20 protein-coding genes are annotated in these 23,222 nt (G+C 42.8%); 14 read left to right on the forward strand and 6 right to left on the reverse strand.

Going from position 1 to position 23,222, the window contains the following annotated elements; translation table 11 throughout:
- Positions 1–11 precede the first annotated feature (11 nt).
- The 3 genes from G7092_RS23535 to G7092_RS23545 all read right to left on the reverse strand — a co-directional run bounded on the left by G7092_RS23535 (position 12) and on the right by G7092_RS23545 (position 3,869).
- Positions 12–1,454 (reverse strand): P-loop ATPase, Sll1717 family, encoded by a 1,443-nt coding sequence (locus tag G7092_RS23535; RefSeq protein ID WP_166093242.1) that lies wholly within the window; start codon positions 1,452–1,454, stop codon positions 12–14.
- Between the two features lie 46 nt (positions 1,455–1,500).
- The gene (hppD, locus tag G7092_RS23540) at positions 1,501–2,625 is read right to left on the reverse strand and encodes a 4-hydroxyphenylpyruvate dioxygenase (protein WP_166093244.1); all 1,125 of its coding nucleotides are present in this window, start codon (positions 2,623–2,625) and stop codon (positions 1,501–1,503) included.
- An 86-nt stretch (positions 2,626–2,711) separates the two neighbouring features.
- A complete protein-coding gene (locus G7092_RS23545; protein WP_166093247.1) occupies positions 2,712–3,869 on the reverse strand; it encodes a homogentisate 1,2-dioxygenase in 1,158 nt (385 codons plus the stop codon).
- A gap of 365 nt (positions 3,870–4,234) precedes the next feature.
- Here G7092_RS23545 and G7092_RS23550 point away from each other — a divergent pair, with 365 nt between their 5' ends.
- Genes G7092_RS23550 through G7092_RS23560 form a run of 3 tightly spaced genes read left to right on the forward strand, consistent with a single transcriptional unit; the run spans position 4,235 to position 6,422 of the window.
- Positions 4,235–4,528, forward strand: coding sequence for a hypothetical protein (locus G7092_RS23550; RefSeq protein ID WP_166093249.1), 294 nt, complete (start codon positions 4,235–4,237; stop codon positions 4,526–4,528).
- Positions 4,525–5,520, forward strand: coding sequence for a fumarylacetoacetate hydrolase family protein (locus tag G7092_RS23555; protein WP_166093252.1), 996 nt, complete (start codon positions 4,525–4,527; stop codon positions 5,518–5,520). Before G7092_RS23550 ends, G7092_RS23555 begins: the two co-directional genes overlap by 4 nt.
- Positions 5,521–5,531: 11 nt before the next feature.
- The gene (locus G7092_RS23560; protein WP_166093253.1) at positions 5,532–6,422 is read left to right on the forward strand and encodes a flavin reductase family protein; all 891 of its coding nucleotides are present in this window, start codon (positions 5,532–5,534) and stop codon (positions 6,420–6,422) included.
- Positions 6,423–6,518: 96 nt separating this feature from the next.
- On the opposite strand, the gene G7092_RS23565 is transcribed toward G7092_RS23560, so the two are convergent.
- Positions 6,519–7,220: a L,D-transpeptidase family protein gene (locus G7092_RS23565; RefSeq protein WP_166093255.1), complete on the reverse strand. Its 702-nt coding sequence runs from the start codon at positions 7,218–7,220 to the stop codon at positions 6,519–6,521.
- A 653-nt stretch (positions 7,221–7,873) separates the two neighbouring features.
- Between G7092_RS23565 and G7092_RS23570 the strand changes: the two genes are divergently transcribed.
- From G7092_RS23570 to G7092_RS23590, 5 genes are all read left to right on the forward strand, one after another.
- The gene (locus G7092_RS23570; protein WP_166093257.1) at positions 7,874–8,275 is read left to right on the forward strand and encodes a LiaF transmembrane domain-containing protein; all 402 of its coding nucleotides are present in this window, start codon (positions 7,874–7,876) and stop codon (positions 8,273–8,275) included.
- Positions 8,276–8,762: 487 nt separating this feature from the next.
- A complete protein-coding gene (locus G7092_RS23575) occupies positions 8,763–9,611 on the forward strand; it encodes a LiaF transmembrane domain-containing protein (RefSeq protein WP_166093259.1) in 849 nt (282 codons plus the stop codon).
- Positions 9,612–9,714: 103 nt separating this feature from the next.
- Complete coding sequence (locus G7092_RS23580) at positions 9,715–10,050, forward strand: DUF4288 domain-containing protein (protein ID WP_166093261.1); 336 nt, start codon at positions 9,715–9,717, stop codon at positions 10,048–10,050.
- A 206-nt stretch (positions 10,051–10,256) separates the two neighbouring features.
- Positions 10,257–11,291 carry a sensor histidine kinase gene (locus G7092_RS23585; RefSeq protein WP_202985401.1) on the forward strand — a complete coding sequence of 345 codons (1,035 nt, stop codon included), beginning with the start codon at positions 10,257–10,259 and terminating at the stop codon, positions 11,289–11,291.
- Positions 11,288–12,034: a LytR/AlgR family response regulator transcription factor gene (locus G7092_RS23590; protein WP_166093262.1), complete on the forward strand. Its 747-nt coding sequence runs from the start codon at positions 11,288–11,290 to the stop codon at positions 12,032–12,034. The genes G7092_RS23585 and G7092_RS23590 overlap by 4 nt, the downstream gene beginning before the upstream one ends.
- Before the next feature lie 493 nt (positions 12,035–12,527).
- Here G7092_RS23590 and G7092_RS23595 read toward each other — a convergent pair whose 3' ends face one another.
- Positions 12,528–13,586, reverse strand: a complete 1,059-nt coding sequence (locus G7092_RS23595) for an agmatine deiminase family protein (protein ID WP_166093264.1) — start codon at positions 13,584–13,586, stop codon at positions 12,528–12,530.
- Between the two features lie 195 nt (positions 13,587–13,781).
- Complete coding sequence (locus G7092_RS23600) at positions 13,782–14,651, reverse strand: carbon-nitrogen hydrolase (RefSeq protein ID WP_166093266.1); 870 nt, start codon at positions 14,649–14,651, stop codon at positions 13,782–13,784.
- Between the two features lie 273 nt (positions 14,652–14,924).
- Between G7092_RS23600 and G7092_RS23605 the strand changes: the two genes are divergently transcribed.
- From G7092_RS23605 to G7092_RS23630, 6 genes are all read left to right on the forward strand, one after another.
- Positions 14,925–15,875 carry a lysylphosphatidylglycerol synthase transmembrane domain-containing protein gene (locus tag G7092_RS23605; RefSeq protein ID WP_166093269.1) on the forward strand — a complete coding sequence of 317 codons (951 nt, stop codon included), beginning with the start codon at positions 14,925–14,927 and terminating at the stop codon, positions 15,873–15,875.
- Between the two features lie 71 nt (positions 15,876–15,946).
- Positions 15,947–17,725 (forward strand): aromatic amino acid hydroxylase, encoded by a 1,779-nt coding sequence (locus G7092_RS23610; protein ID WP_166093271.1) that lies wholly within the window; start codon positions 15,947–15,949, stop codon positions 17,723–17,725.
- Positions 17,726–17,846: 121 nt separating this feature from the next.
- Entirely contained in the window at positions 17,847–18,551 is a 705-nt protein-coding gene (locus tag G7092_RS23615; protein ID WP_166093273.1) for an SDR family NAD(P)-dependent oxidoreductase, read from the forward strand.
- Between the two features lie 613 nt (positions 18,552–19,164).
- Positions 19,165–20,694: a glutamine-hydrolyzing GMP synthase gene (gene guaA, locus G7092_RS23620; protein ID WP_166093277.1), complete on the forward strand. Its 1,530-nt coding sequence runs from the start codon at positions 19,165–19,167 to the stop codon at positions 20,692–20,694.
- Positions 20,651–21,892, forward strand: coding sequence for an ABC transporter substrate-binding protein (locus tag G7092_RS23625; RefSeq protein ID WP_166093279.1), 1,242 nt, complete (start codon positions 20,651–20,653; stop codon positions 21,890–21,892). The genes guaA and G7092_RS23625 overlap by 44 nt, the downstream gene beginning before the upstream one ends.
- Positions 21,889–23,064 (forward strand): RsmB/NOP family class I SAM-dependent RNA methyltransferase, encoded by a 1,176-nt coding sequence (locus G7092_RS23630; RefSeq protein WP_166093281.1) that lies wholly within the window; start codon positions 21,889–21,891, stop codon positions 23,062–23,064. The genes G7092_RS23625 and G7092_RS23630 overlap by 4 nt, the downstream gene beginning before the upstream one ends.
- Positions 23,065–23,222: the final 158 nt, after the last annotated feature.

The following is a 23,222-nucleotide window of genomic DNA, read 5'->3' on the forward strand; positions in this document are numbered from 1 at the left end:
ACACATTTAGGTCATAATATTTGTAACGCTTTAAATAATCCTCTATGAACTATTATATTTTCATTAAAATTAAATCTCGCTTCTTTGTTGATGTATTTAAAGAATGAGATATCCCTGTTTTGAGGTCTATTGCCAATCACACTAAAATTGAAAAGTGTTTGTAACACATAATCGATATTTTTTTCCTTTATTGTGCCCTTTTGAATATAAGAGTTATAAGTTTTTTTAAATTCAGCAATTGTAAAATTCCACTTTCTAATTTGGGAAATTATAGAAAAAATGGTGTTAATTTCTGGAAGTACTGCGTGAATTTCGTCTACAATTTCATCTTTTAAATAATTAGAAAATCCCTTATCAACCACTTTTACAGTTTTAGCAGAAATGAAAGGCTGGCCATCATTATAGGTTTTTTCGGCACAGACTTGAATGTATTTTATGTAGTCTCTTGGTCTTAATTGTGAACTTAGGGTTATGTAGCCAAAAGTGTCTACCCGCTTATTACTTCTTGTTCCCATACCCACATTCTCCTTCCTAAATATTGAATGCCAAGCTTCATTAAACTGTAGAACTGGCCCGTTAGGATTGATCACTTTGGAAATTCTAAAAGCTAACATTTTTTTTAACTTATCTTCATCCCATTCCAAATTTATTCTAAAATCACCCCATTTGTTTTTGTCGGTATCTCTTATCAATTCATAAATATCATCTCGTAAAAAAATTGCAGGGCATATAATTTGCTTCTTGTTTTTAAAAATATTTTTAACGTCTTGGACTGCCTTAAATAAGCTAGTTATTAAATAAGTATATTGACTCAAGTCATTTGCATCTTGAAATATTCTATAATCTTCGTCCAACTCATCAAAAACCACATAGTATTTAGAATTATCAATATATTGTTCTATAACTTCTTCTAAGATGTGAGTTTTCTCTATCCATGGAATATTTTGTAGTGCCGAAAATTTGTTATCAACTTTGACATGAGCTCCCGTACCCATAATAGTAGCTCCAAATTCTTTAGTAGTCCATTTGTCAATTAACTTTGATAATGACTTTATAGGATCTGGAGGATAAAGTTGGTTTAATACGGATCTTGCCGCTGAATCAATATTTTGATTTTTTGCCATCAACCTACATATGCATGAATAAATAATATATTTCCATAACGTTATATATTGGTTTGGTGGCGTATATCCAGAATTGTTTAAGTTATATAACTCATTAAATGGGAAGTTTTTAAAAGATAGTTTCTCTGAATAAATATCGTATTTTTTTAGATTCAGTATGTATTCGCTTATAGCAGATTTTCCAGTCCCTTTTCTGCCTATTACATAGAATCTTTCACCATTTAATACTCTTTTAGACTCATCTATATGAAAAAAGTATTTTTCATTATCTTCTTGTTTGGCTTCTAATTTCCAATTTTCTGATATTTCCAGTAGTTTATTATTTAACATGATGGCTTAGGTTTAAGCATCTAAGATATGTAAAACTTACAAAAAATTAAAGATTGCCCCTTATTTCCTGCTCGCGTTCAATGGCCTCAAACAGGGCTTTGAAATTACCCGCACCGAATGATTTTGCCCCTTTGCGCTGAATGATCTCAAAGAACAGGGTAGGTCTGTCTTCAATAGGTTTAGTGAAAATTTGCAGCAGGTAGCCTTCATCATCACGATCAACCAGGATGCCTAGTTTCTTCAAGGGTTCCAGGTCTTCGTCGATATGACCTACACGATCGGTTAGTTCATCATAATAAGTAGTAGGTACGGTAAGGAACTCTACGCCACGACTCTGCAAATCGGTTACGGTCGCCACAATATTGTCGGTAGCTAAGGCAAGGTGTTGCACGCCTTCATCTTCATAAAATTCAAGATATTCTTCAATCTGCGATTTCTTTTTGCCCTCGGCAGGCTCGTTGATCGGAAATTTTACATAACCGTTTCCATTACTCATTACCTTGCTCATGAGGGCAGAGTATTCAGTACTGATCATTTTATCGTCAAAGGTGAGGATGTTTTTGAAGCCCATTACATCTTCATAAAAATTCACCCAATCGTTCATTTTATGCCAACCCACGTTACCTACGCAGTGATCGATATAAAGAAGACCAGCAGCTGGTGGATTATAATTGTTCTCCAACTTTTGATAGCCTGGTAAAAACAGACCATTATAATTTTTACGCTCGATAAACATATGAACAGTTTCACCATAAAGCATGATACCGCTGGTGCGTACCTCGCCGTGCTCATCTTTTAAGGTTTGCGGTTGCTGATAAGGCACTGCGCCCCGTTTGGTGGTTTGTTCAAAGGCATCATATGCGTCATCAACCCAAAGGGCCAGCACTTTTACGCCATCGCCATGCTTTTTAATATGCTCGGCAATAGGATGATTGGAGTGTAGTGGGGTAGTGAGCACTATCCTGATCTTCCCTTGTTGTAATACGTATGATGCCCTGTCGCGCACCCCTGTTTCGGGACCGGAGTAGGCCAGGTTTTGAAAGCCGAAGGCTGTTTTATAATAATGAGCGGCCTGTTTGGCATTACCCACGTAAAACTCCACATGATCGGTACCGTTAAGCGGTAAAAAATCGGTGGTGCCTGGTTTTTTATCTAAAGTTTGTGTTTGCATTACTAATTAGTGATTTAGTGAATTATTGAATTATCGATTTGGGAATTGTGGCTACCTTTCAGTTTTCGCCTTTTCCCTTTCACCTTCTACATTTGCCAGCTTTTGTAATAATTTTCGTCTTCAATTTTTATAGCATCTTCCGTTAGCATTAGCGGACGGAAGGGGTCTATCATTACCGCCAGTTCATCGGTTGATTCTTTGCCGATTGATTTTTCTACCGAACCTGGGTGTGGCCCATGAGGAATACCGCCCGGATGTAGCGTGATTTGTCCTTTTACTACACTTTTACGGCTCATAAAATCGCCATCTACATAGTATAATACCTCATCGCTATCCACATTGCTATGGTTATATGGAGCGGGGATAGACAATGGGTGATAGTCAAATTTTCGGGGTACAAAGGAACATATCACAAAGTTATTACCCTCAAAAGTTTGGTGCACCGGCGGTGGTTGGTGCAGGCGACCGGTTATCGGCTCGAAATCATGTATAGACAGGGCCCAGGGATAATGAAAACCATCCCAGCCAATAAAATCAAAAGGATGTGTGCCGTAGATGTATGGATAGATTAAACCCTGTTTTTTGATCAAAATTTTAAAGTCGCCTTTTTCATCATGCGTTTTCAGATCGGTAGGGCGCTTAATATCACGCTCGCAATAAGGCGAATGCTCCATCAGTTGCCCGTATTGATTCCGGTAGCGTTTAGGAGGTCTTATCGGACTAAAACTTTCAACAATAAACAGCCGGTTATCTGGTGTATCAAATTCCAGCTGGTAAATGGTGCCGCGAGGGATCACCAGGTAATCGCCGTATACAAATTTGATATCGCCGAAACCTGTTTTCAGGGTTCCTGAGCCTTCGTGTATAAAAACCACTTCATCGGCCTGGCTGTTTTTGTAAAAATAATCCGTCATAGATTTACGCGGTGCTGCCAATGAAATATGCAGATCGCTGTTTACCAGCACCGGTTTACGGCTTTTCAGGTAATCATCCTCGGGTTTTACATTAAAACCAATCAGACTGGTATGTTTCAGGTGTTTTTCGCGGGCTATTTTAGGCTCCACACTGTATGGCTCACCCAAGGTTTTTACAATGGTAGGTGGGTAGGCATGATATACCAGCGAGTAAAGGCTCGAAAAACCTTCGGTTGATACCAGTTCTTCGGCATATAACGAACCATCAGGTTTGCGGAACTGTGTATGCCGCTTATGCGGGATAGCTCCTAATGTATGATATAAAGGCATGATGTTTTAATTGGTTAACAATAAAACGTTTAAAATATCCGGATAGTTTTTGGACAGTGAGGAATAAGAATTTGTAGACTATTGGATTGTACGAAAAGTAGGCACAAGCCTTACTTATCCTTACTCCCAGAGTCTCTTTATCCCAAAATCTAATTAGTATTGAGCCAGTACTATTTTGGCAAGCATAGCATCCCTGAACGATGATGAATCGCTCATGCTGGTGAGGCCCAGTGAAAACAGGAAATGTTTTTGTATGCTTAACATGGTCAGTACGAAATTAGAAGTAATATTTTTAATATGCAAGCATAATATTTTAACCACGCATGAGGTAAAATGTTTAGTTTTGACCCAACCAATTACCGGTTATGATAAAAAGGAAAGCTATATGGTTAGGGATAGCCATTTGGATCATAATTACCGTAGTGTTTTCAAAATTTAATACTGCCTCGGATGGAATCACTTCTATTGGCTTTCCTCTGCATTTTTATACGCATTTTGAAGGCAAATCAGCCTCGGGTAGCGGTGTAACTTACGGACTTGTTTTAACCGGACTTCTGGTAGATATTGTGGCCTTATTAACTTTTATTATATTGATCTATATTATTTTACCCGGTAGGCGAAAGCCGGTCAAAACTCAGAATAAATACACTATCCTATGAAATTAGTATCCTATAAAACCGAAGACCGCGAGCATTTAGGTATTTTTATAAACAAGCACATTTATAACCTGAACTCCTGCGATAAACTGATCCCCGACAATATGAATGAGTTTTTGTGGGGCGGCGATGAGCTGATGGATCATGCCCGCCGTGTTCATGAGGCCATTAGTTTGGGGAAAATGGAGGCTAAGGAGGAATTGTTTTTTGAGCTGATAGCTCCCGTGCCTCATCCAACCTCGTGCCGTGACGGTTATGCCTTCAGGCAGCATGTGGCAGCCGCGCGCCGCAACCGCAAGGTAGATATGATACCCGAATTTGATCAATACCCTATATTTTATTTCACCAACCACAATGCCATACAGGGGCCCGGTGAAATTGAATGCATGCCCGATCATTTCAATAAGCTCGATTTTGAGCTGGAAGTAGCTGTAGTGCTCAACAAAAAAGGCCGAAATATTAAAGCTGCTGATGCGGATAGCTTTATTGCCGGCTATATGATCATGAACGATATGAGCGCCCGCACCCTGCAAATGGAAGAAATGTTGCTGAACCTTGGTCCGGCAAAAGGCAAGGATTTTTCGACAGTTATCGGTCCCTGGTTGGTAACACCCGATGAGTTGGAGCAATATAAAACAGCACCAAAACCCGGGCATACTGGTAATAATTATAATCTGCAGATGACTTGTGCCGTGAACGGTAGACAAGTGTCGGCAGGTAATATGGCCGATATGGATTGGACCTTTGCCGAGATCATTGAACGCTGTGCCTACGGTTGCGATGTGCTCCCTGGCGATGTAATAGGATCAGGTACGGTTGGTACTGGCTGTTTGCTGGAGCTAAACGGAACCGGCTTGCTCAATGATGCCAACTATCAGCCACAATGGCTGCAAGACGGCGACCTGGTTGAAATGGAGATCACCGGCTTGGGTATGCTGGGCAATATCATCAAAAAAGCCGACAGTGATTTTTCGATATTGGGATTGAAAAAATAAACCAAATACCGATGCTATCCCTAAAAGTAAGCGAGCTTTCCATTCTTCAATTGCAAAGCTACCTGAACCATGCCATTGCACCACGGCCTATTTGTTTTGCCAGCACAGTTGATAAAGATGGTAAGGTGAACCTGAGCCCATTCAGTTTTTTTAATGTATTCAGTACTAACCCGCCAGTTTGCGTGTTTTCGCCTTCACGGAGTGTTCGGGATAATATTACCAAGCATACGCTACAGAACATTTTAGAAGTTCCGGAATGCGTGATCAATATTGTTGATTACGATATGGTACAACAGGTTTCCCTCTCGAGTGTGATGTATCCTAAGGGGGTGAACGAATTTATAAAATCGGGTTTAACTCCTGTAGCGTCTGAACTGGTTAAACCACCCCGTGTGGCCGAGTCTCCTGTACAACTGGAATGCGTGGTGAACCAGGTGATCTCGCTTGGAGATACTCCCGGTGCCGGTAACCTGATTTTGGCTGAGATCAAGATCATCCATATCAAAGACCATGTTTTAGATGCCGAGGGTAAAATCGACCAGGCTAAAATGGACCTGGTGGCTCGTCTCGGCGGCGACTGGTATTGCCGAATCACCGAAGATAACCTGTTCAAGGTAGCCAAGCCCAATGCCAAAATAGGCATAGGCGTTGATAGTCTGCCGTATAGCATACGCAATTCCAGGGTACTTACCGGCAATAACCTGGGGCAATTGGGCAACCTGGAGGCCCTGCCTATTGATGACGCTATTGAGCTGTATAAGCAAGATCCCGCCATAAAAGAACTATTGGACGCCACCATAGGTGATAGCCAGACCCGTGAACTGCAATTACACCTGAAAGCCAAACGATTGCTGGACGAGGACAGGGTAGAAGAGGCCCTGATGGTACTGCTCATGGAGTAAAAAAAGAATCAAGATATTAGAGCCAAGAATCAAGAGAAACCTCAAAGTTTTATTCTTGTCTTAATTCTTGACTCTCACCTCTTGATTCTATTCCCTTTAAAACGCGTAATCATTACCTTTAATGTGATACTCGGCAGGGATGTGGTTTTTCTCGAAGAGATCGTATCCTGGTTGCAGGGTTTTCCAGAACGGCATATAGGGTTGTTGAGCAAAAATGCCCATGTAGTTTTTAGTCATCCGGAAGGGATATATATCCAGGTTGATCTTTTGCTGGCCGCTTTCAAAAGCCTTGTAAATCAATGTGTAAATTTCCTCTATCCTGGGGTCAGTCATAGCGTAACAGCCGATAGACGCACAGTGCCCATGTATCATTACCGCATTGCCAGTATAACCTTTGAGCTGCTCTACCTTGTTGGGATAGCCTATATTGATGGCCAGGTGATAGTTACTCACCGGGTTAAGTTGTTTAGGTTCAATAGTATAAAAACCTTCGGGGCTTTTGCCATCTCCCGAACGGGTTTTGGTTCCCACACCGCCGGAGTAGTAGCAAATATCATAGGTTTTAAACAGGATATATTTCGGCCCCGCTTTTAGCCACACTTCCAACGCATCCTGGTATTTGAATATGCGCAGGTAAACGGCTGATCCTGCTTTCAGACCTTTATTTTTCAATTCTTTTTGTAACCTTGGCCATACAATGGTGCGTACATCGCTGGCGCGTTTGCTATCGGGTAATTCGGTTTTGGGGCTGGTTACTGTTAATAATGACAACAACAGCAATTGCAATAATTTAGGCATCGGGTTTAATCGGTTTTAATAAGAGTAAATATAACTATATTTATAGTTACGTAGGGCTGCCGAAAAATAGTTCCACCCAAATTTTAACATTTTGATGCCCTGAAAACTTTTTAAACCTTAAATTTTAACACTTTTCGGCTCGAATTGAGGCGAAAATCGATCGAAAATTGCTTTAAAAAACCTCATTTTAACACTTTTTAACAAATTTCAGGGCCGTTTTGATGTGTTTTTGAAACTTTAAAAAGTATTAATTTTTTGATATTCAAATAACTATATTAAAAATGACCGGTTTTAGGCCTTGTTTTGCTCTTAACAAAACAGCCCGTTTTCCTGATAAAAAGGAAAGCGGGCTGCTGATTGATATAAATATACGGAAAGTTATTGGATGTTTTGGTGGCGAAGATTGGCATATAGTATGCGGCAGAAGTGGTTGCCTCGGGTAATGATGGGCGGATGAGCTGAACGTTTTGTCATCGCAATAACATGGTGTTTTTTCCTGGCTCCAGATTCTCGATCCAGGTTTCTTTTGCCCTTCTCCATTCACCGGATAAACCCACACTTTTACCGATTTCCTACACGCTGTTCACCTATATCACCTTGTGCTGCCTGGTATACCGCTGTACCTTTAGGGTATAATATTAATACTTAAAGCGATGAACAACAATATAGAAACTACCATTACCCCCAATAATAGCAAAACTGCTGCAGGGGTAATTTTACTGATCATTGGCGGTATACTATTGATCAGAGAATTTGATCTTTTCCTTTTCCCCGATTGGTTGTTTAGCTGGCCTATGTGGATAGTGGCCTGGGGTGTATATATGGGTGCCAAGTACAATTTCCGTAAAACATCCTGGATACTGATCACCCTGGTGGGTGTGGCCTTTCTACTCGATGACAACATAGCCGATGCCGACCGTATTGTTTGGCCGGTAGCCATTATGGGTTTTGGTGCCTGGATAGCCTTCAGACCGCGTAAACACAAAGAAGAGTTTTATTTTGAAAAGCCTAAGGATACTTTTCATTTCGATAAAACAACCGAACCTGAAGTTTAATTTTTCATTTTAATAGTTTATAGTCAATTCATGAGGGAGTACCGGTTTGCGGGCTCCCTTTTGTTGTGGGTGTTTTTAGTATCAAGTAGCGAGTATCAAGTATCATGACTCTTACACTCGCTTGCAAACGAATACACTTAAGGGTATAAATTCGTCATTGCGAGGTACGAAGCAATCTCTATGCTATACAGAGCGGCTCTGCAAATCGGGGATTGCTTCGTACCTCGCAATGACGCGTGGGTGAGTGCCCCTCTTTGCGGCGAAGCCGGAGAGAGGGGCGCCCGCGAAGCGTGGCGGGGTAAGTCTACTATGCGCCATGTCATCACCAGCGCAAATCCCCCCTTCAAAGTCTTGATACTACTTCCCCTCAAACTTTTTCACCGACAAAACATCCACCTCTACCGATTTCTTTAAATATATCGCCAGTTTTTGTTTGGCACATGTATAATGTTACCTTAGTTTTGGATATGATTTAATTTGCACACAAATGAACAACGATATAGAACATACAACCAACCCCAATAGAGGAAAAGCGATGGCTGGGGTTATACTACTTGCCGTAGGAGGAGTGCTGCTCCTAAAGCAATTTGCCGATTTTTTCATTCCCGATTGGATATTCAGCTGGCCCATGGGGCTCATTGTAATAGGTCTTTATTTTGGCGCTAAACATAACTTCAGAAAAGCAACCTGGAGTATCATGATTGTTTTAGGAATTATCTTTTTATTAAATGATAATATTGACGATGCCAGTCGTATAGTATGGCCAATTGGTATTATTGGTTTTGGTATATGGCTTATTTTAAGACGCGGCAGGCATAATGAATGGGAACAGAACATCAAAGATGGTAAATGGACTAAGCAAGACGGAAAATGGAGTAAACAAGCAGCCAATTTTGATTTTGGTAAAAACGATCCGGAAGCTGATTACGCTATAAAAGATGGCGACGATGTACCACCTAAAAACCCTAATACGCCTCCGTTCGGTTACCACAATGGCGACGACTACCTGGATGCTGTATCTATTTTTGGCGGAGTTAACAAAACCATACTCTCCAAAAATTTTAAAGGCGGCGAAATAGTGAACATTTTTGGCGGCGCTGAGCTTGATTTTACACAAGCTGATATTAGCGGCAGGGTTTATATAGACATTACCCAGGTATTTGGCGGTACCAAAATCATTGTACCATCCAACTGGCAAGTGGTATCAGACCTGGCGGCTGTTTTTGCCGGTGTTGACGATAAACGCATCCGCAGCACGGCATCATCCAATAACGATAAAATACTGGTACTTAAAGGAACCTCCATTTTTGCCGGGGTTGACATACGCAGCTATTGATGATTTAATATCAGGTAGCTAGTATCAAGACTTTATCATCAACGTTTTAATTCGGTCTTGATACTTGATACTAGCTACTTGATACTTCTAAAAAACAAACATAATGAACTGGTACGTAGCAAAATTAGTTTTCAGGGTGATCAGTGGTGCAGGCGATCACCAGGCGCAGTTTGATGAGCAGTTACGCCTTATCAGTGCAGATAACGAACTGAGCGCCTTTGAAAAAGCAAATAAAATTGGTCATGCCAATCAGGATAGTTTTAAAAATATCGAAAAACAAACCGTTAAATGGCAGTTTATTGATGTGGCCGAGTTAAACCAGATAGGCGAGCTTACCGATGGCACCGAACTGTACTACAATATACATGAAACACCCGACGCCGATTTGTACATTGCCTGGGCACATCACAAATCGGCATTATTGGGGGTGAGAAACTGATTTATTTTAGTATCAAGTAGCTAGTATCAAGTATCAAGATAGAATCCGAACTTTAATACTAAAACCTTAATACTAAACGTAAAACATAAAAACACAGATAATCTGTATTAAACATCGCGACTTTGTTGTCGATGTTTAATTCGGTCTTGATACTTGATACTAGCTACTTAATACTAATAACGATACTAAAAATAAAAATATAAGTTTTGGCATTACCCTCTATATCAGCTTCAAAATTATACGGCGCATTTATTGTTTGCGGCCTGGTTTGGGCCGGCCTGCAAACTTATATTGTGCATAGTTTTGGCTTTTATTGGTTCACAGCCTCAACCGATGGTCTGCTGAGTGCCATCCTGCTTTCGGGGGCCTGCTGGCTTATTAATAATAACCTGCGTTACTACCAGCCCGGTAAAGGCAGTTATATTAACCTGTTTATCTGGTGCGTAGCGCTGGCAGGTATTTGTACCCTGGGATGCCGCTACCTGCTGCCTCTTATTAATACCGATAAGGTATTTGTTACCTTTGTACAACAATCCTTAACTATCCGCTTTTTTACCGATTTCCTGGCTATCGGTTGGATGGCTATGATCAGCTTGCTTTGGTATTCTCAGCTCGACCAGAAAGAAACACAAAAACGTAAAACTGAAGCCGAACAACTGGCCCGTGATGCCGAACTGTATAACCTGCGCCAGCAATTACAACCACACTTTTTGTTCAACAGCCTTAACTCTATCAATGCCCTTATCGGCTTTAAACCGGATGAGGCCCGCAAGATGATTCACCAGCTGTCTGACTTTTTACGGGGCACGCTGAAAAAGGACGATCAGCAGCAGGTGCCGTTAAGTGAAGAACTGGCACACCTGAACCTATACCTGGAGATTGAAAAAGTACGTTTCGGGCACCGTCTGCAAACCGAAATAAGCTGCGATGATAAATGTGGCAGTGCTGTAATGCCTTCTATGTTACTACAGCCATTGGTAGAGAACGCCATAAAATTTGGTTTGTATGATACCACCGGCGAAGTAACCGTAAGCATCCGCAGCGAAATGGATGATAATTATTTAGTGCTGATGGTTCAAAACCCCTATGATCCGCAAACCTCGCGCCCTCAAAAAGGTACCGGTTTTGGCTTGCGTGGGGTACAACGCCGCCTATATTTGCTTTTTGCCCGTAACGATTTGATGGAAACTCATGGAAATGATAATATATTTACAACCATTATAAAAATACCACAGTTATGAGGCGAGCCTTAATTATTGATGATGAACCTTTAGCACGAATGGTTGTAAAGGAGTATCTGCTAAGTTTTAGTGAAATTGAATTGATACAGGAGTGCGGTGATGGCTTTGAAGGATTAAAAGCCATACAGCAGCACCAACCCGATCTGATTTTTCTGGATGTGCAGATGCCTAAAATAAATGGTTTTGAAATGCTGGAACTGGTGGAGCAACCGCCAGCCGTTATATTCACAACCGCTTTTGATGAGTATGCGATTAAAGCATTTGAGGCCCACGCTGTTGATTACCTGTTAAAGCCTTTCAGCAGAGATCGTTTTACCAAGGCCATCGAAAAATTCCTGGCTACTGCGCCCGAAAAACATGCGCCTAAACAAACCGAAGACCTGCTGGAAACTGCCGCTTCACAATCACCGGCACAAAATGAGCGTATCGTGGTAAAAACAGGCACTAAAGTTAAAATTATCCCAGTGGCTGATGTGGAGTACCTGCAGGCCGATGATGATTATGTAAGCGTGTTTACCAAAGAAGGATCGTACCTGAAAAATAAGACGATGAACTTTTTTGAGAAAACCCTGGATGCCCGCCAGTTTGTGCGTGTACATCGCTCTTACATCATCGCTATACAACAAATTACCCGTATCGACCCGTACGAAAAAGACGCCCACCTGGCCATACTCAAATCGGGCGCCAAAATACCGGTAAGCAAAACCGGCTATGTAAAGCTTAAACAAGTACTGGGTATATAAAACAGGATTAAAGGATTTTTATAAGATTGACAAGATTTTTTGTAGAGACGCATCACATGCGTCTCTTTTTTGTGTCATTAAGTCCTATCCGTAAGGGCGACACCCGGCAAAAAGAGTTAGAGCTTCTTGTGATTCTTCTCTCGGGAAGATAGTAGCCCATGAAAAGGCATAAGGAAAAAATAATACTAAAAAGGGGATGTCACCCTGAGCTCCGTCGAAGGGTAGAGCGCAGAGGCCAATTCACCATGCTTCGACGGAGCTCAGCATGACACCCTTTTGGGGATAGCTGCCACTTGATGGGCTATTACTCTTGGGAAGGGGCAAATGTCATTAAGTTAGGGTTAAAGGCTCTCCTATGGGGTTTGAAAAGTTTCTTAACTTGATGACATTGGCGGGTAACATCTGCTTATATAAAAAAGATTGCTACGGGGTACGCAGCAATCTCTACATAATTATTTTATCTCACCGAAAGGGCTCGATAGATTTCGCAGCATTAAACCTCTGGTTCCTGCTGGCTAAGGCAATGGAAACTGCCGAGGCCCCAGATAATATCGGTTGAATCGATGCCGATCACTTCATGATCGGGGAAACATTTTTGTAAAATATCGCAGGCCTTATCGTCATTAACCGAGCGGTAGGTTGGTACAATAACCGTCGAATTGGCAATATAAAAATTAGCGTATGATGCCGGCAAACGGGTATCCTCATAAATCACAGCTTCGGGCATAGGCAGCTCTACAATATTAAGCTGTTTGCCGTTGAGCAGGCGCATGGTTTTTAAGGCTTCGAGGTTTTCCTGTAACAGGTGATAGTTTTCGTCGTTTTTATCTTCTTCCACAACGGTAACCACGGTATCTTCGTTTACAAAGCGGGTAATATCATCTATATGGCCGTCGGTATCGTCGCCAACAATGCCATCGCCCAGCCACAGGATCTGCTCGGCGCCATAGTAGTTGCGCAGGTAGGTTTCTATTTGATCCTGGCTTAACAAAGGGTTGCGGTTCTTGTTGAGCAGACAGGCGGTGGTAGTGAGTATAGTGCCCTTACCATTAAAATCAACCGAGCCGCCTTCCATCACAATGCCTGGGTTAAATACCGGCAAATCAAAGTGATTGCCAATTTTGGTAGGTATCACATCGTCCAGATCAAATGGCGGATATTTGCCGCCCCAGGCGTTGTAACCCCAATCGATAATTGCCTTTTGTTTGGTTTCAGGATTGATCACAAATGCTGGTCCGTGATCACGGCACCAGGCATCATTAGTGCCAAAAGCAAACAGTTCAACCCGGCTCATATCAACACCGGCGTGCTGCAGTTGAAAAACTACGGCCGCTTTCATGACCTCGTCAACCACATTGATGCGTACCAATTCGTTACGGGTTAAAATTTTAATAAACTCGATGTACGAAGGATAAATAGTATCCAATTTACCCGGCCACGAAGCCTCCTTATGCGGCCAGCTTAACCAAGTGGCAGTATGCTTGGCCCATTCAGCGGGAAAGGAAAATCCCTGCGAAGCAGGAGTTTGTATGGTTGAAATGTTTTGGCTCATATTTGGTTAAAAGCAAATAAATGCAATATGGTTTTATTCCCTATGTCATTGCGAGGAGGAACGACGACAATCTCTTAGCTATTTATGTTTGTCATCCTGAGCGTAGCGAAGGATTTATCCGGCGACAGATTCTTCGCTACGCTCAGAATGACAAATTTGTTATAGAATTAACAATGACATATTAATATTGGAAATTTAATCCTCGTCTAATAAACGTTTGGTGATCGGTTGGTAGCTGTCAATCCTCCGATCACGCAGGAACGGCCAATGACTTCTATAGTAATCAGATTTATCAAGATCAAGTTCCTGTACTACCACTTCTTCCTGATCATGCGAAGTTTGGTGGATGATGGCGCCAAACGGATTGGCAAAGAACGATCCGCCCCAGAATTTTACACCGGCTTCTTCGCCTACACGGTTTACGCTTACTACGTGTACACCGTTGGCTACCGCGTGCGAGCGTTGTATGGTTTGCCAGGCATTGTATTGCTCCACATTGGTGGCTTCATCCTGCGTAGTGGCCCAGCCAATAGCGGTTGGGTAAAATAAGATATCGGCACCCATTAACGCGGTAATGCGGGCCGCTTCGGGATACCATTGGTCCCAGCAAATAAGTACACCCAATTTGCCGTATTTGGTCTTAAATACTTTATAACCCAGATCGCCGGGAGTGAAGTAAAATTTTTCGTAAAAACCCGGATCGTCAGGAATATGCATTTTACGGTATTTGCCTAAGTAGCTGCCATCGGCATCCAGCACGGCGGTGGTATTGTGGTAAACACCCTGCGCGCGTTTTTCAAACAACGAGGCAATGATCACCACATTCAGTTCGGCGGCTACTTTTTGCAGCTCATCGGTTGAGGGGCCAGGGATGCTTTCGGCAAGTTTAAAGTTGTCGTAATCTTCTACGTCGCAAAAATAAAGCGAGGTAAAAAGCTCCTGTAAACAAACTATTTGCGCGCCTTTTGCGGCGGCTTCCCTTACTTTAACAATAGCCTTTTGCAGGTTCTGCTGTTTATCAGCAGTGCAGCTCATCTGTACCAGGCCAACTTTTACTTTACTCATACTCCTAAAATTTGCGCAAAAATAACAATTGCTGTTTAAAGTATCGAGTATCAAGTATCAAGTATTGTGACTTAAATGTAAAATCGCCATTATAGTATCAAGTAGCTAGTATCAAGTATCGAGACACTTACGTTGGCGCGATTAAAAAATATTTTGTAAAACATTAAAAAATAAAAACGGTTCAAGTCATGATACTTGATATACTGAATAAAGAAAAGTCTTGATACTTGATACTAGCTACTTGATACTAAAAAATAACTAGCTTTGCAGCCAATGACGGAAGACGAAATACCAGCGCCAAAAACATTTAAGCAGCAACTGTGGAATGTTACTAAAACTGTATTAAAAATTGCTGTTACCACAGCGCTGCTCATTTGGGTATTTAGTAAGGTACCTATCCAATTGGTAAAATACCGCCTGCTGCACGCCAATTACTGGTGGATGGGCGCTGCCGTTGTTTGTTATTTTTGCTCGATGGTGGTATCATCGTGGCGTTTACTCAGCTTCTTCCGGTCGATAGGCTTAAAGCTGAACCCTAAATATAACCTGCGACTGTATTTCCTCGGCCTTTTTTATAACGTATTGCTGCCCGGTGGTATAGGCGGCGACGGCTACAAGATCTTCATTTTGAACAAAGCGCATAAAGTTCCCGGCAAAAAACTGTTCTGGGCCATTATGTTTGATAGGCTCAGCGGACTTTGGGCCATCGGCCTGATCACCGTTGCCCTGATATTCATGATCCCGCAGATCGATATACATAAAGCGCTGCCGGTGAGTATCTTCCTGGGTGGTTCGGCGGTTTATTATTTTGTGGCCTACATGTTTTTCAGGGAGTATACCAAATACTTCTTCGAGGCACATCTAAAAGCCCTGGTATTACAGGGTTTCCAGTTGCTGGCTATCATCTGCGTCATGTTCGGGCAGAATTTTGATGGTAAGTTTTCGCCATACCTTTTATCATTCCTGATCTCAGCGCTCGCATCTATTATACCCATTACTGCCGGTGGAGCAGGGGCGAGGGAAGCCATATTTACTAAACTGTCCGATTATTTTCCGATGGATAAAGGGCTCTCGGTTTTTTTACCGTCATCATTTTACCTCATATCACTTTTAGTGGCACTATTTGGCTTGTATTATGTGATCCGCCCAAGCCGCTTAGATAAGGGGCTGAAAAAGTATGACGAAGAGGTGACCGAAACAGCCGCAGATCCGGGCGGCGAGTAGCGAAAATAAAGTGTGTGAGTACACCTAATTTTCTAAATTTGCGTTTCTTCTTATAAACTACAACAACGTAAATGAGCCATTTTAATGATTTTAACAATCCGCAGGTTGCGGCCTTGCCCGGTCATTTAAAACAATTTATAGTCGACCAGCACTACGAACATTATACACCTATTGATCATGCTGTTTGGCGCTATGTGATGCGCCAGAATTACAGCTATCTTAAAGATGTTGCCTACTATCCTTATATACCTGGCTTAACCAAAGCAGGCCTTACCATTGAACGTATTCCCGATTTGCAGGAGATGAACGATGCACTGGCCAAAATAGGCTGGGGCGCCGTTACTGTAGATGGTTTTATACCGCCCGCCGCTTTTATGGAATACCAGGCCTACCGCGTATTGGTGATAGCGGCAGATATCCGCCAGTTGCGCCATATTGAATATACCCCGGCACCGGATATTATCCATGAGTCGGCCGGGCACGCGCCTATTATTGCTGATAAGGATTATCACGAGTACCTGAGCTATTTTGGTTCGATAGGAGCTAAAGCCATGTTTTCGGCACAGGATTTTGAACTGTATGAAGCGATCAGGGCGCTATCCATATTAAAAGAAATGCCCGATGCGAATGACGCGGAGATCAGCAAAGCTGAAGAGTTGGTAGCTTATCGCCAGGAAAACATGGGGGCGCCATCTGAAATGGCCCTGCTGAGCCGTCTGCACTGGTGGACGGTAGAGTACGGTCTGATCGGTACGTTGGAAAACCCTAAGATCTATGGAGCGGGTTTGTTGTCGTCAATAGGCGAGAGTTCCAGCTGTATGAATCCTGAGGTGGAAAAATTATGGTATACCATTGATGCCCTGAACTATAGTTATGACATTACCAAACCACAGCCGCAGCTGTTTGTAACGCCAACTTTTCAGAACCTGATTGATGTGCTGGAAGAATTTGCCAATACTATGTCGTTCCGCAAGGGTGGAGCTTATGGCCTGACCAAGGCCGTTGAAAGCAAAAATACCTGCACCATAGTTTACAGTTCGGGCTTGCAAGTATCGGGCACCATTACCGAATTTAAGGTTGATGGACACGATAATCCTTACTTTATCAAAACTACTGGTCCAACGTCGTTAGCGGTGAATAACAAGCAACTGCCGGGACATGGGAAAAACTATCACGCGGACGGTTTCAGCTCGCCGGTAGGGAAATTGAAAAATATCCCAACGCCTTTAGAAGATCTGACCGAGGACGAACTGGAAAACATAGGCATCGCCAAAGGTAAAACAGTAGAACTCGATTTTGAAAGCGGTATAAAAGTTAAAGGAACGATAAAAACCATATTAGCCTTCCTGGGCAAAACGCAGCTCATCACTTTTGCTGATTGTACAGTTACCGATAAAAAAGGACATGTATTATTCGACCCGTCATGGGGTGTGTACGATATGGCTGTTGGCGAAAGCATCGTTTCGGTATTTTGCGGCGCTGCTGACAAAGCGGCTTTTGAAGAGATCGTTTATAAATCACAAACGGCTACCCACCACGCAGAATATGATCTGCGGACCCGGGAGCTACATAAACTTTACCAGCAGGTACGTAATCGGCGACAAACAGGCGGCGACTTTGGCTTTTTGGGCAATGTATGGTTCATGCTGCAGAAAAACCATCACGACGACTGGCTCTGTGCTCTCGAAATACTGGAATTACTGGAGCATGAAGATGTTGAGCCTGCACTTAGAACCGAGATCAGACAGTTTCTGCAACAGAAAACCAAAGACCAGCCCGAGCTAAAAAAATTGATTAGCGACGGTTTTTATCTGATTGATCACCCTGTTGAACAAAAATTGGTATTTTAGGCGCGGTTAAACGCAATAAAATAAACAAAAGAATATGTCATTGCGAGAACGAAGCAATCTTCTCATTAAGTAAGGAGATTGCCACGCTACGCTCGCAATGACATGTATTATACAGGGGCATATGAACATTATTATAACAGGCGCCAGCAGCGGCGTGGGATTTGAAGCAGTAATTGAACTGATACTTTCGGGTAACAACAAGGTAATTGCATTGGCCCGCTCGCAGGACAAACTGGAGCGTCTGCTGGAGATTGCCCATGGCCTTAACCCGGATTGTCAGCTATTTGCCCTTAATTTTGATATTGTACATGATGATTATGAGGGTCTGCAGCAATTTATAGCCTCCAATTTTGATAACCGGGTTGATGTGCTCATCAATAACGCCGGTATGCTCATCAACAAGCCATTTACGCAATTACTGGAAACGGACTTTGTAGAAATGCTGCAAAGCAATTTTATTGGTCATGTGCGTATGATACAGGCGCTATTACCGCTGATGCCCGCCGGTTCGCATATCCTCAACGTGGGCAGCATGGGTGGTTTTCAGGGTAGTGTCAAATTCCCGGGCTTATCTGCCTACTCGGCCAGTAAAGCCGCATTGCACACCCTTACGGAGTGCCTGGCCCAGGAACTCACAGAGCAGGATATCAAAGTAAACTGTCTGGCTTTAGGTTCGGCACAAACCGAAATGCTCGAGAAAGCTTTTCCGGGTTATCAATCGCCGGTAATGGCTTTTGAAATGGGTAAATACATAGCCGATTTTGCGCTTACAGGGCATAAGTTCTTTAATGGGAAAGTATTGCCTGTAGCGGCGACTACACCATAAATCAATTAATAAAAACGCCTCATTTAAGCCATTTTTACACATGTCATTGCGAGCGTAGCGTGGCAATCGCATGTTATACAGGGCAGCTTTGTTTGGCGTATACCCGCTCTTGGCCGCGGGAGGGCCAGTTACTTTTCCTTGATGAAAAGTAACCAAAAATCAAGTCACCAGAAATGCTTCTTTGCCGCACGAGGCCTTTACCCTGCAAATCAGGCAGAACCACGGGCTGCTAAACCTTACCTCCACTTCGTTCGCTCAGATCCCACGCTTCAGGCAAGGTTCGCAATGCCCCTTCAGCCGCACAGGCCACCATTGTTCTGCCCGTTTTCATCCGAAGCTTATCTGCTGACAGGGGAAAGAGAGAAATTTTTTTACAATATGTTTGTCATGCTGAACGGAGTGAAGTATCTATTAAACGATATGCATATTTGCTAATAGATCCTTCGTTCCTCAGGATGACAAGTTAGTTTAATCGAATAATGAAGAAATCCTGATAATCCTTTAATCCTATAAATCATGGTTCAGAAAAAATCAGCGGAATCAACGAAATCATTGATTACCAAAATCTCAAATCTCATATCTCACATCTCACATCAAATTTTTATCTTTGCCCATGCAAGAAAAAATCCTCATTCTTGACTTTGGCTCGCAATTCACCCAACTCATCGCGCGCCGCGTCAGGGAGCTCAATATTTACTGTGAGATCCACCCCTTCAATCATTATCCCGAAATTGACAGCACTGTAAAAGGTATCATCCTTTCCGGTAGTCCTTATTCTGTAAGGCAGGAAGATGCACCGCATTTTGATTTCGCGCAGTTCCATACTACCCGCCCTATTTTAGGGGTTTGTTATGGTGCACAGTATGTTGCCCATTTCCATGGCGGCGAAGTTTTGGCTTCGAGCACCCGTGAGTATGGTCGCGCTAATCTGGATTATATCAACAAGGAAAATCCGCTGTTTAAAAATATTCCGGAGAACTCACAGGTGTGGATGTCGCATGGCGATACCATTGCCCGCATCGGCGATAATTTTGAGGTTATTGCCAGTACCGATAGCGTAAAGGTTGCAGCCTACCAGGTAACCGGTACCCAAACATACGGTATCCAGTTTCACCCCGAAGTAACACACAGTATTGATGGCAAGCAATTGCTGGAGAATTTTTTGGTTGACATTTGCGGTTGCAAACAGGACTGGACACCAGATTCGTTCATTGAAACCACCATTGCTGCCCTGCGCGAAAAACTGGGCGACGATAAGGTAGTATTAGGTTTATCAGGCGGTGTGGATTCATCCGTAGCGGCAGTATTACTGCACCATGCCATCGGCAAAAACCTGCATTGCATATTTGTAGATAACGGCCTGCTGCGCAAGGACGAGTATGAGCAAGTGCTCGACTCCTACAAGCACATGGGCTTAAACATAAAAGGTATTGATGCCAAGCAACGTTTTTACGATGCATTGGCAGGCCTTAAAGATCCTGAATTAAAACGTAAGGCTATCGGTCGTGTATTTATCGAGGTATTTGATGATGCTGCGCACGAGGTTCAGGATGTAAAATGGTTAGGACAAGGCACTATTTATCCAGATGTTATTGAGTCGGTATCGGTAAAAGGTCCGTCGGCTACCATCAAATCGCACCACAACGTTGGCGGTTTGCCAGATTTTATGAAACTGAAGGTGGTTGAGCCGCTAAATACTTTATTTAAAGATGAAGTACGACGAGTAGGCGCTGCCCTGAACATCGATCCGAATATTTTAGGCAGGCACCCTTTTCCGGGTCCGGGTCTGGCAATCAGGATTTTAGGCGATGTTACACCAGAAAAAGTAGCTATATTGCAGGAAGCCGACGCGATTTATATCAACAATTTGCGGTCATATGGTGTTTACGATAAGGTTTGGCAGGCCGGCGCTATATTTTTGCCGGTACAATCGGTAGGGGTAATGGGCGATGAGCGTACTTACGAGAACGTGATATGCCTGCGTGCTGTGGAATCATTGGATGGGATGACAGCCGACTGGTGCCATTTACCTTATGACCTGCTGGCCAAGATCTCAAACGAGATCATCAATAACGTAAAAGGAATTAACCGGGTAGTATATGATATCAGTTCAAAACCACCTGCTACCATTGAGTGGGAATAAATGGTTATTGTTTTTTAGCGCGGCGCTGATACTGGGTGCATGCTCACCAAAAGTGCAGCCTGTATCAACGCCCGTAAAAAAAGTTGAAAAGCCCCTGCCCAAGCCCGTAGAAAAACCTCCCGTTAAGCCAGTAGCAAAAGTTTCTGTTATATCCATGATATTACCTATGGGGCTTGATCATGTACGGCCGCGCAATTATAGCAACGCAGGTTTGAGTCAGGCCAATATGAGTATTGAATACTACCAGGGCTTTAAACTGGCTTTAGATTCGCTGGCCGCCCAGGGCGCCAATTTTAAACTGCAGCTTTATGATTCCAAAGATGATAACTCCACAACGCTTGGTTTAGCCTATCATACGGAAATAAGAAACAGCGACCTGATAGTAGGCCCTGTTTATCCCGATGGACTAAAACAATTTGCCGTGGTGATGGGTACACGCATGGCTGTTTTATCGCCGCTGTCGCCTGCTTCGCCAGCTACTATCAAAAGCAATAACCTGATTACCGCTATACCGCCGCTGGAATACCATGCCGTGGGCGCGGCGCAATACATTAACGATAAACTCAAGCCTAAAAAAATATTTATCCTGCGCTCGGGTTTTAGCCAGGAAAACGATTATATTATAAACTTTAAAAAAGCAACTGATAGTTTAAGCAATAAAAAGATTAAAATTGTAAGCGTTATTATAACACGGGGTAAATTGAGCGGTTTGCTACCGCAGTTGTCAAAAACAGAGCGAAATGTGTTTGTGATCCCGGCTACCGATCAGGCATTTTTAGGTGTTACACTGCGATCACTGGATACTTTAAATAAAAACTATCCTGTGGTACTGTTTGGCCACCCTAGTTGGGAGAAATTTAGCTTTTTAAAGACCGATATTTTACAGCGGCTTAAAACGCATATTACCTCCAGCGATAAGGTAAATTACAAGCAAGAGAGCACTGTTGCGTTTTTGCGCAGCTATCGTAAAGTATATCATGTTGAACCTACCGAATACGCCATCAAAGGCTTTGACGAGGGCTTGTTTTTTGGCCGCCAGCTTTCGGAAGGAAGTAAGAATATGGCGGAAATAGACAAAACCGATTTTACGGGGATACACAATGGTTTCCATTTTGTAAAAAAACCTGGTTTGGGTTGGGTTAACACGCATGTAAATATATTAATGTATAGTAACTTTGAGTTAAAACAGGTAGAATGAAGGCTATAAACCAGCTTAAAACGTTTCAGCGAATTTTGGGTGAATACCCTGCCGATACGCCTCTAAGTAAGTTTTTACCCGGCTTCTACAGGCAAAATAAACAAATGGGATCAACCGATAGGCGTATTGCCAACCGGTTGATGTACAATTACTTTAGGATAGGTCTTGCCCTGCGCCATTTACCTGCCGATGAGCGTTTGTTTGTTGCCGAATTTTTATGCAATACTCAAACCAACTCCTTTTTACAAAACTTTAAACCGGAATGGGCAGCTTGCATCGGTTTTAATATCGATGATAAACTGGCCCTGGTAAAAATAGCACATCCCGATTTTGACCTGGAGGATGTGTTTCCATGGGCGTCACAACTATCTCCGGAAATCAATCGTGACGCTTTTTTAAAATCATTCTTCACCCAACCCGATCTTTTTATCCGGGTACGCAATGGCTATGACCATTTGGTTAAGGGCGAGCTGACCAAGGCGCAAATAGTATTTAAGGACGAGGGCAATGGCTGTCTTTCACTGCCGAACGGTACCCGGCTTGAAACTATATTTTCCAAGCAACACTGGTTTGAGGTGCAGGACTTTTCCTCGCAGCAAACCGGCGATTTTTTCAGGCCGCAACGCTGGGATAGCTGGTGGGATGCCTGCGCGGCATCAGGCGGTAAATCATTGCTGCTGCATGAGGATGAGCCCAACATTAAGCTGGTGGTGTCAGACATCCGCGAATCGGTACTGGCCAATCTGGACGAACGCTTTCACCTGGCCGGTTTAACCAAATATCAGAAAAAGGCGCTTGACCTCACCACCAATGTGGATCAGGTACTGCATGATTATGCTTTTGATGGCATCATCCTCGACGCCCCCTGCAGCGGATCAGGCACCTGGGGCCGTACACCCGAGATGATTGCCCAGTTTGATCAGCATAAGATCGAGTTTTTCCAGAAGCTCCAAAAAAGCATAGCTCAAAACGTAGTAAAATACCTCAAGCCCGGTAAACCGCTTATTTACATCACCTGCTCGGCTTTTAAAGGCGAAAATGAGGATGTAGTTGATTTCCTGGTAAAAGAGCTTGGTCTTAAGCTCGAAGAAAGTCAAATACTCAAAGGCTATGAACGCCGTGCCGATACTATGTTTATAGCGAGGTTGAGTTTTCCAGTACCCGTAATATAAAAATTATGTCATTCTGAACGGAGTGAAGAATCTATTATTTAATAGACAAAGTTTATAATAGATCCTTCGTTCCTCAGGATGACAAATCTTGTTATAAGAAGAGTCACTTTATAGCACACCATTGTAACAAACCATAGCAAACCTCCGTCTATGTAACT

The sequence above is a fragment of the Mucilaginibacter inviolabilis genome (assembly GCF_011089895.1).
GTDB lineage: Bacteria > Bacteroidota > Bacteroidia > Sphingobacteriales > Sphingobacteriaceae > Mucilaginibacter > Mucilaginibacter inviolabilis.

Bases quoted from the DNA above. Each gene is read 5' to 3' on its own strand.
- G7092_RS23600 (WP_166093266.1), bottom strand. From the start codon at position 14,651: ATGAGTAAAGTAAAAGTTGGCCTGGTACAGATGAGCTGCACTGCTGAT.
- G7092_RS23560 (WP_166093253.1), top strand. From the start codon at position 5,532: ATGCTATCCCTAAAAGTAAGCGAGCTTTCCATTCTTCAATTGCAAAGC.
- G7092_RS23605 (WP_166093269.1), top strand. From the start codon at position 14,925: ATGACGGAAGACGAAATACCAGCGCCAAAAACATTTAAGCAGCAACTG.
- G7092_RS23555 (WP_166093252.1), top strand. From the start codon at position 4,525: ATGAAATTAGTATCCTATAAAACCGAAGACCGCGAGCATTTAGGTATT.
- G7092_RS23580 (WP_166093261.1), top strand. From the start codon at position 9,715: ATGAACTGGTACGTAGCAAAATTAGTTTTCAGGGTGATCAGTGGTGCA.
- G7092_RS23615 (WP_166093273.1), top strand. From the start codon at position 17,847: ATGAACATTATTATAACAGGCGCCAGCAGCGGCGTGGGATTTGAAGCA.
- G7092_RS23610 (WP_166093271.1), top strand. From the start codon at position 15,947: ATGAGCCATTTTAATGATTTTAACAATCCGCAGGTTGCGGCCTTGCCC.
- G7092_RS23570 (WP_166093257.1), top strand. From the start codon at position 7,874: ATGAACAACAATATAGAAACTACCATTACCCCCAATAATAGCAAAACT.
- G7092_RS23565 (WP_166093255.1), bottom strand. From the start codon at position 7,220: ATGCCTAAATTATTGCAATTGCTGTTGTTGTCATTATTAACAGTAACC.
- G7092_RS23535 (WP_166093242.1), bottom strand. From the start codon at position 1,454: ATGTTAAATAATAAACTACTGGAAATATCAGAAAATTGGAAATTAGAA.
- G7092_RS23590 (WP_166093262.1), top strand. From the start codon at position 11,288: ATGAGGCGAGCCTTAATTATTGATGATGAACCTTTAGCACGAATGGTT.
- G7092_RS23575 (WP_166093259.1), top strand. From the start codon at position 8,763: ATGAACAACGATATAGAACATACAACCAACCCCAATAGAGGAAAAGCG.
- G7092_RS23625 (WP_166093279.1), top strand. From the start codon at position 20,651: ATGATATCAGTTCAAAACCACCTGCTACCATTGAGTGGGAATAAATGG.
- G7092_RS23550 (WP_166093249.1), top strand. From the start codon at position 4,235: ATGATAAAAAGGAAAGCTATATGGTTAGGGATAGCCATTTGGATCATA.
- guaA (WP_166093277.1), top strand. From the start codon at position 19,165: ATGCAAGAAAAAATCCTCATTCTTGACTTTGGCTCGCAATTCACCCAA.
- G7092_RS23630 (WP_166093281.1), top strand. From the start codon at position 21,889: ATGAAGGCTATAAACCAGCTTAAAACGTTTCAGCGAATTTTGGGTGAA.
- G7092_RS23545 (WP_166093247.1), bottom strand. From the start codon at position 3,869: ATGCCTTTATATCATACATTAGGAGCTATCCCGCATAAGCGGCATACA.
- hppD (WP_166093244.1), bottom strand. From the start codon at position 2,625: ATGCAAACACAAACTTTAGATAAAAAACCAGGCACCACCGATTTTTTA.
- G7092_RS23595 (WP_166093264.1), bottom strand. From the start codon at position 13,586: ATGAGCCAAAACATTTCAACCATACAAACTCCTGCTTCGCAGGGATTT.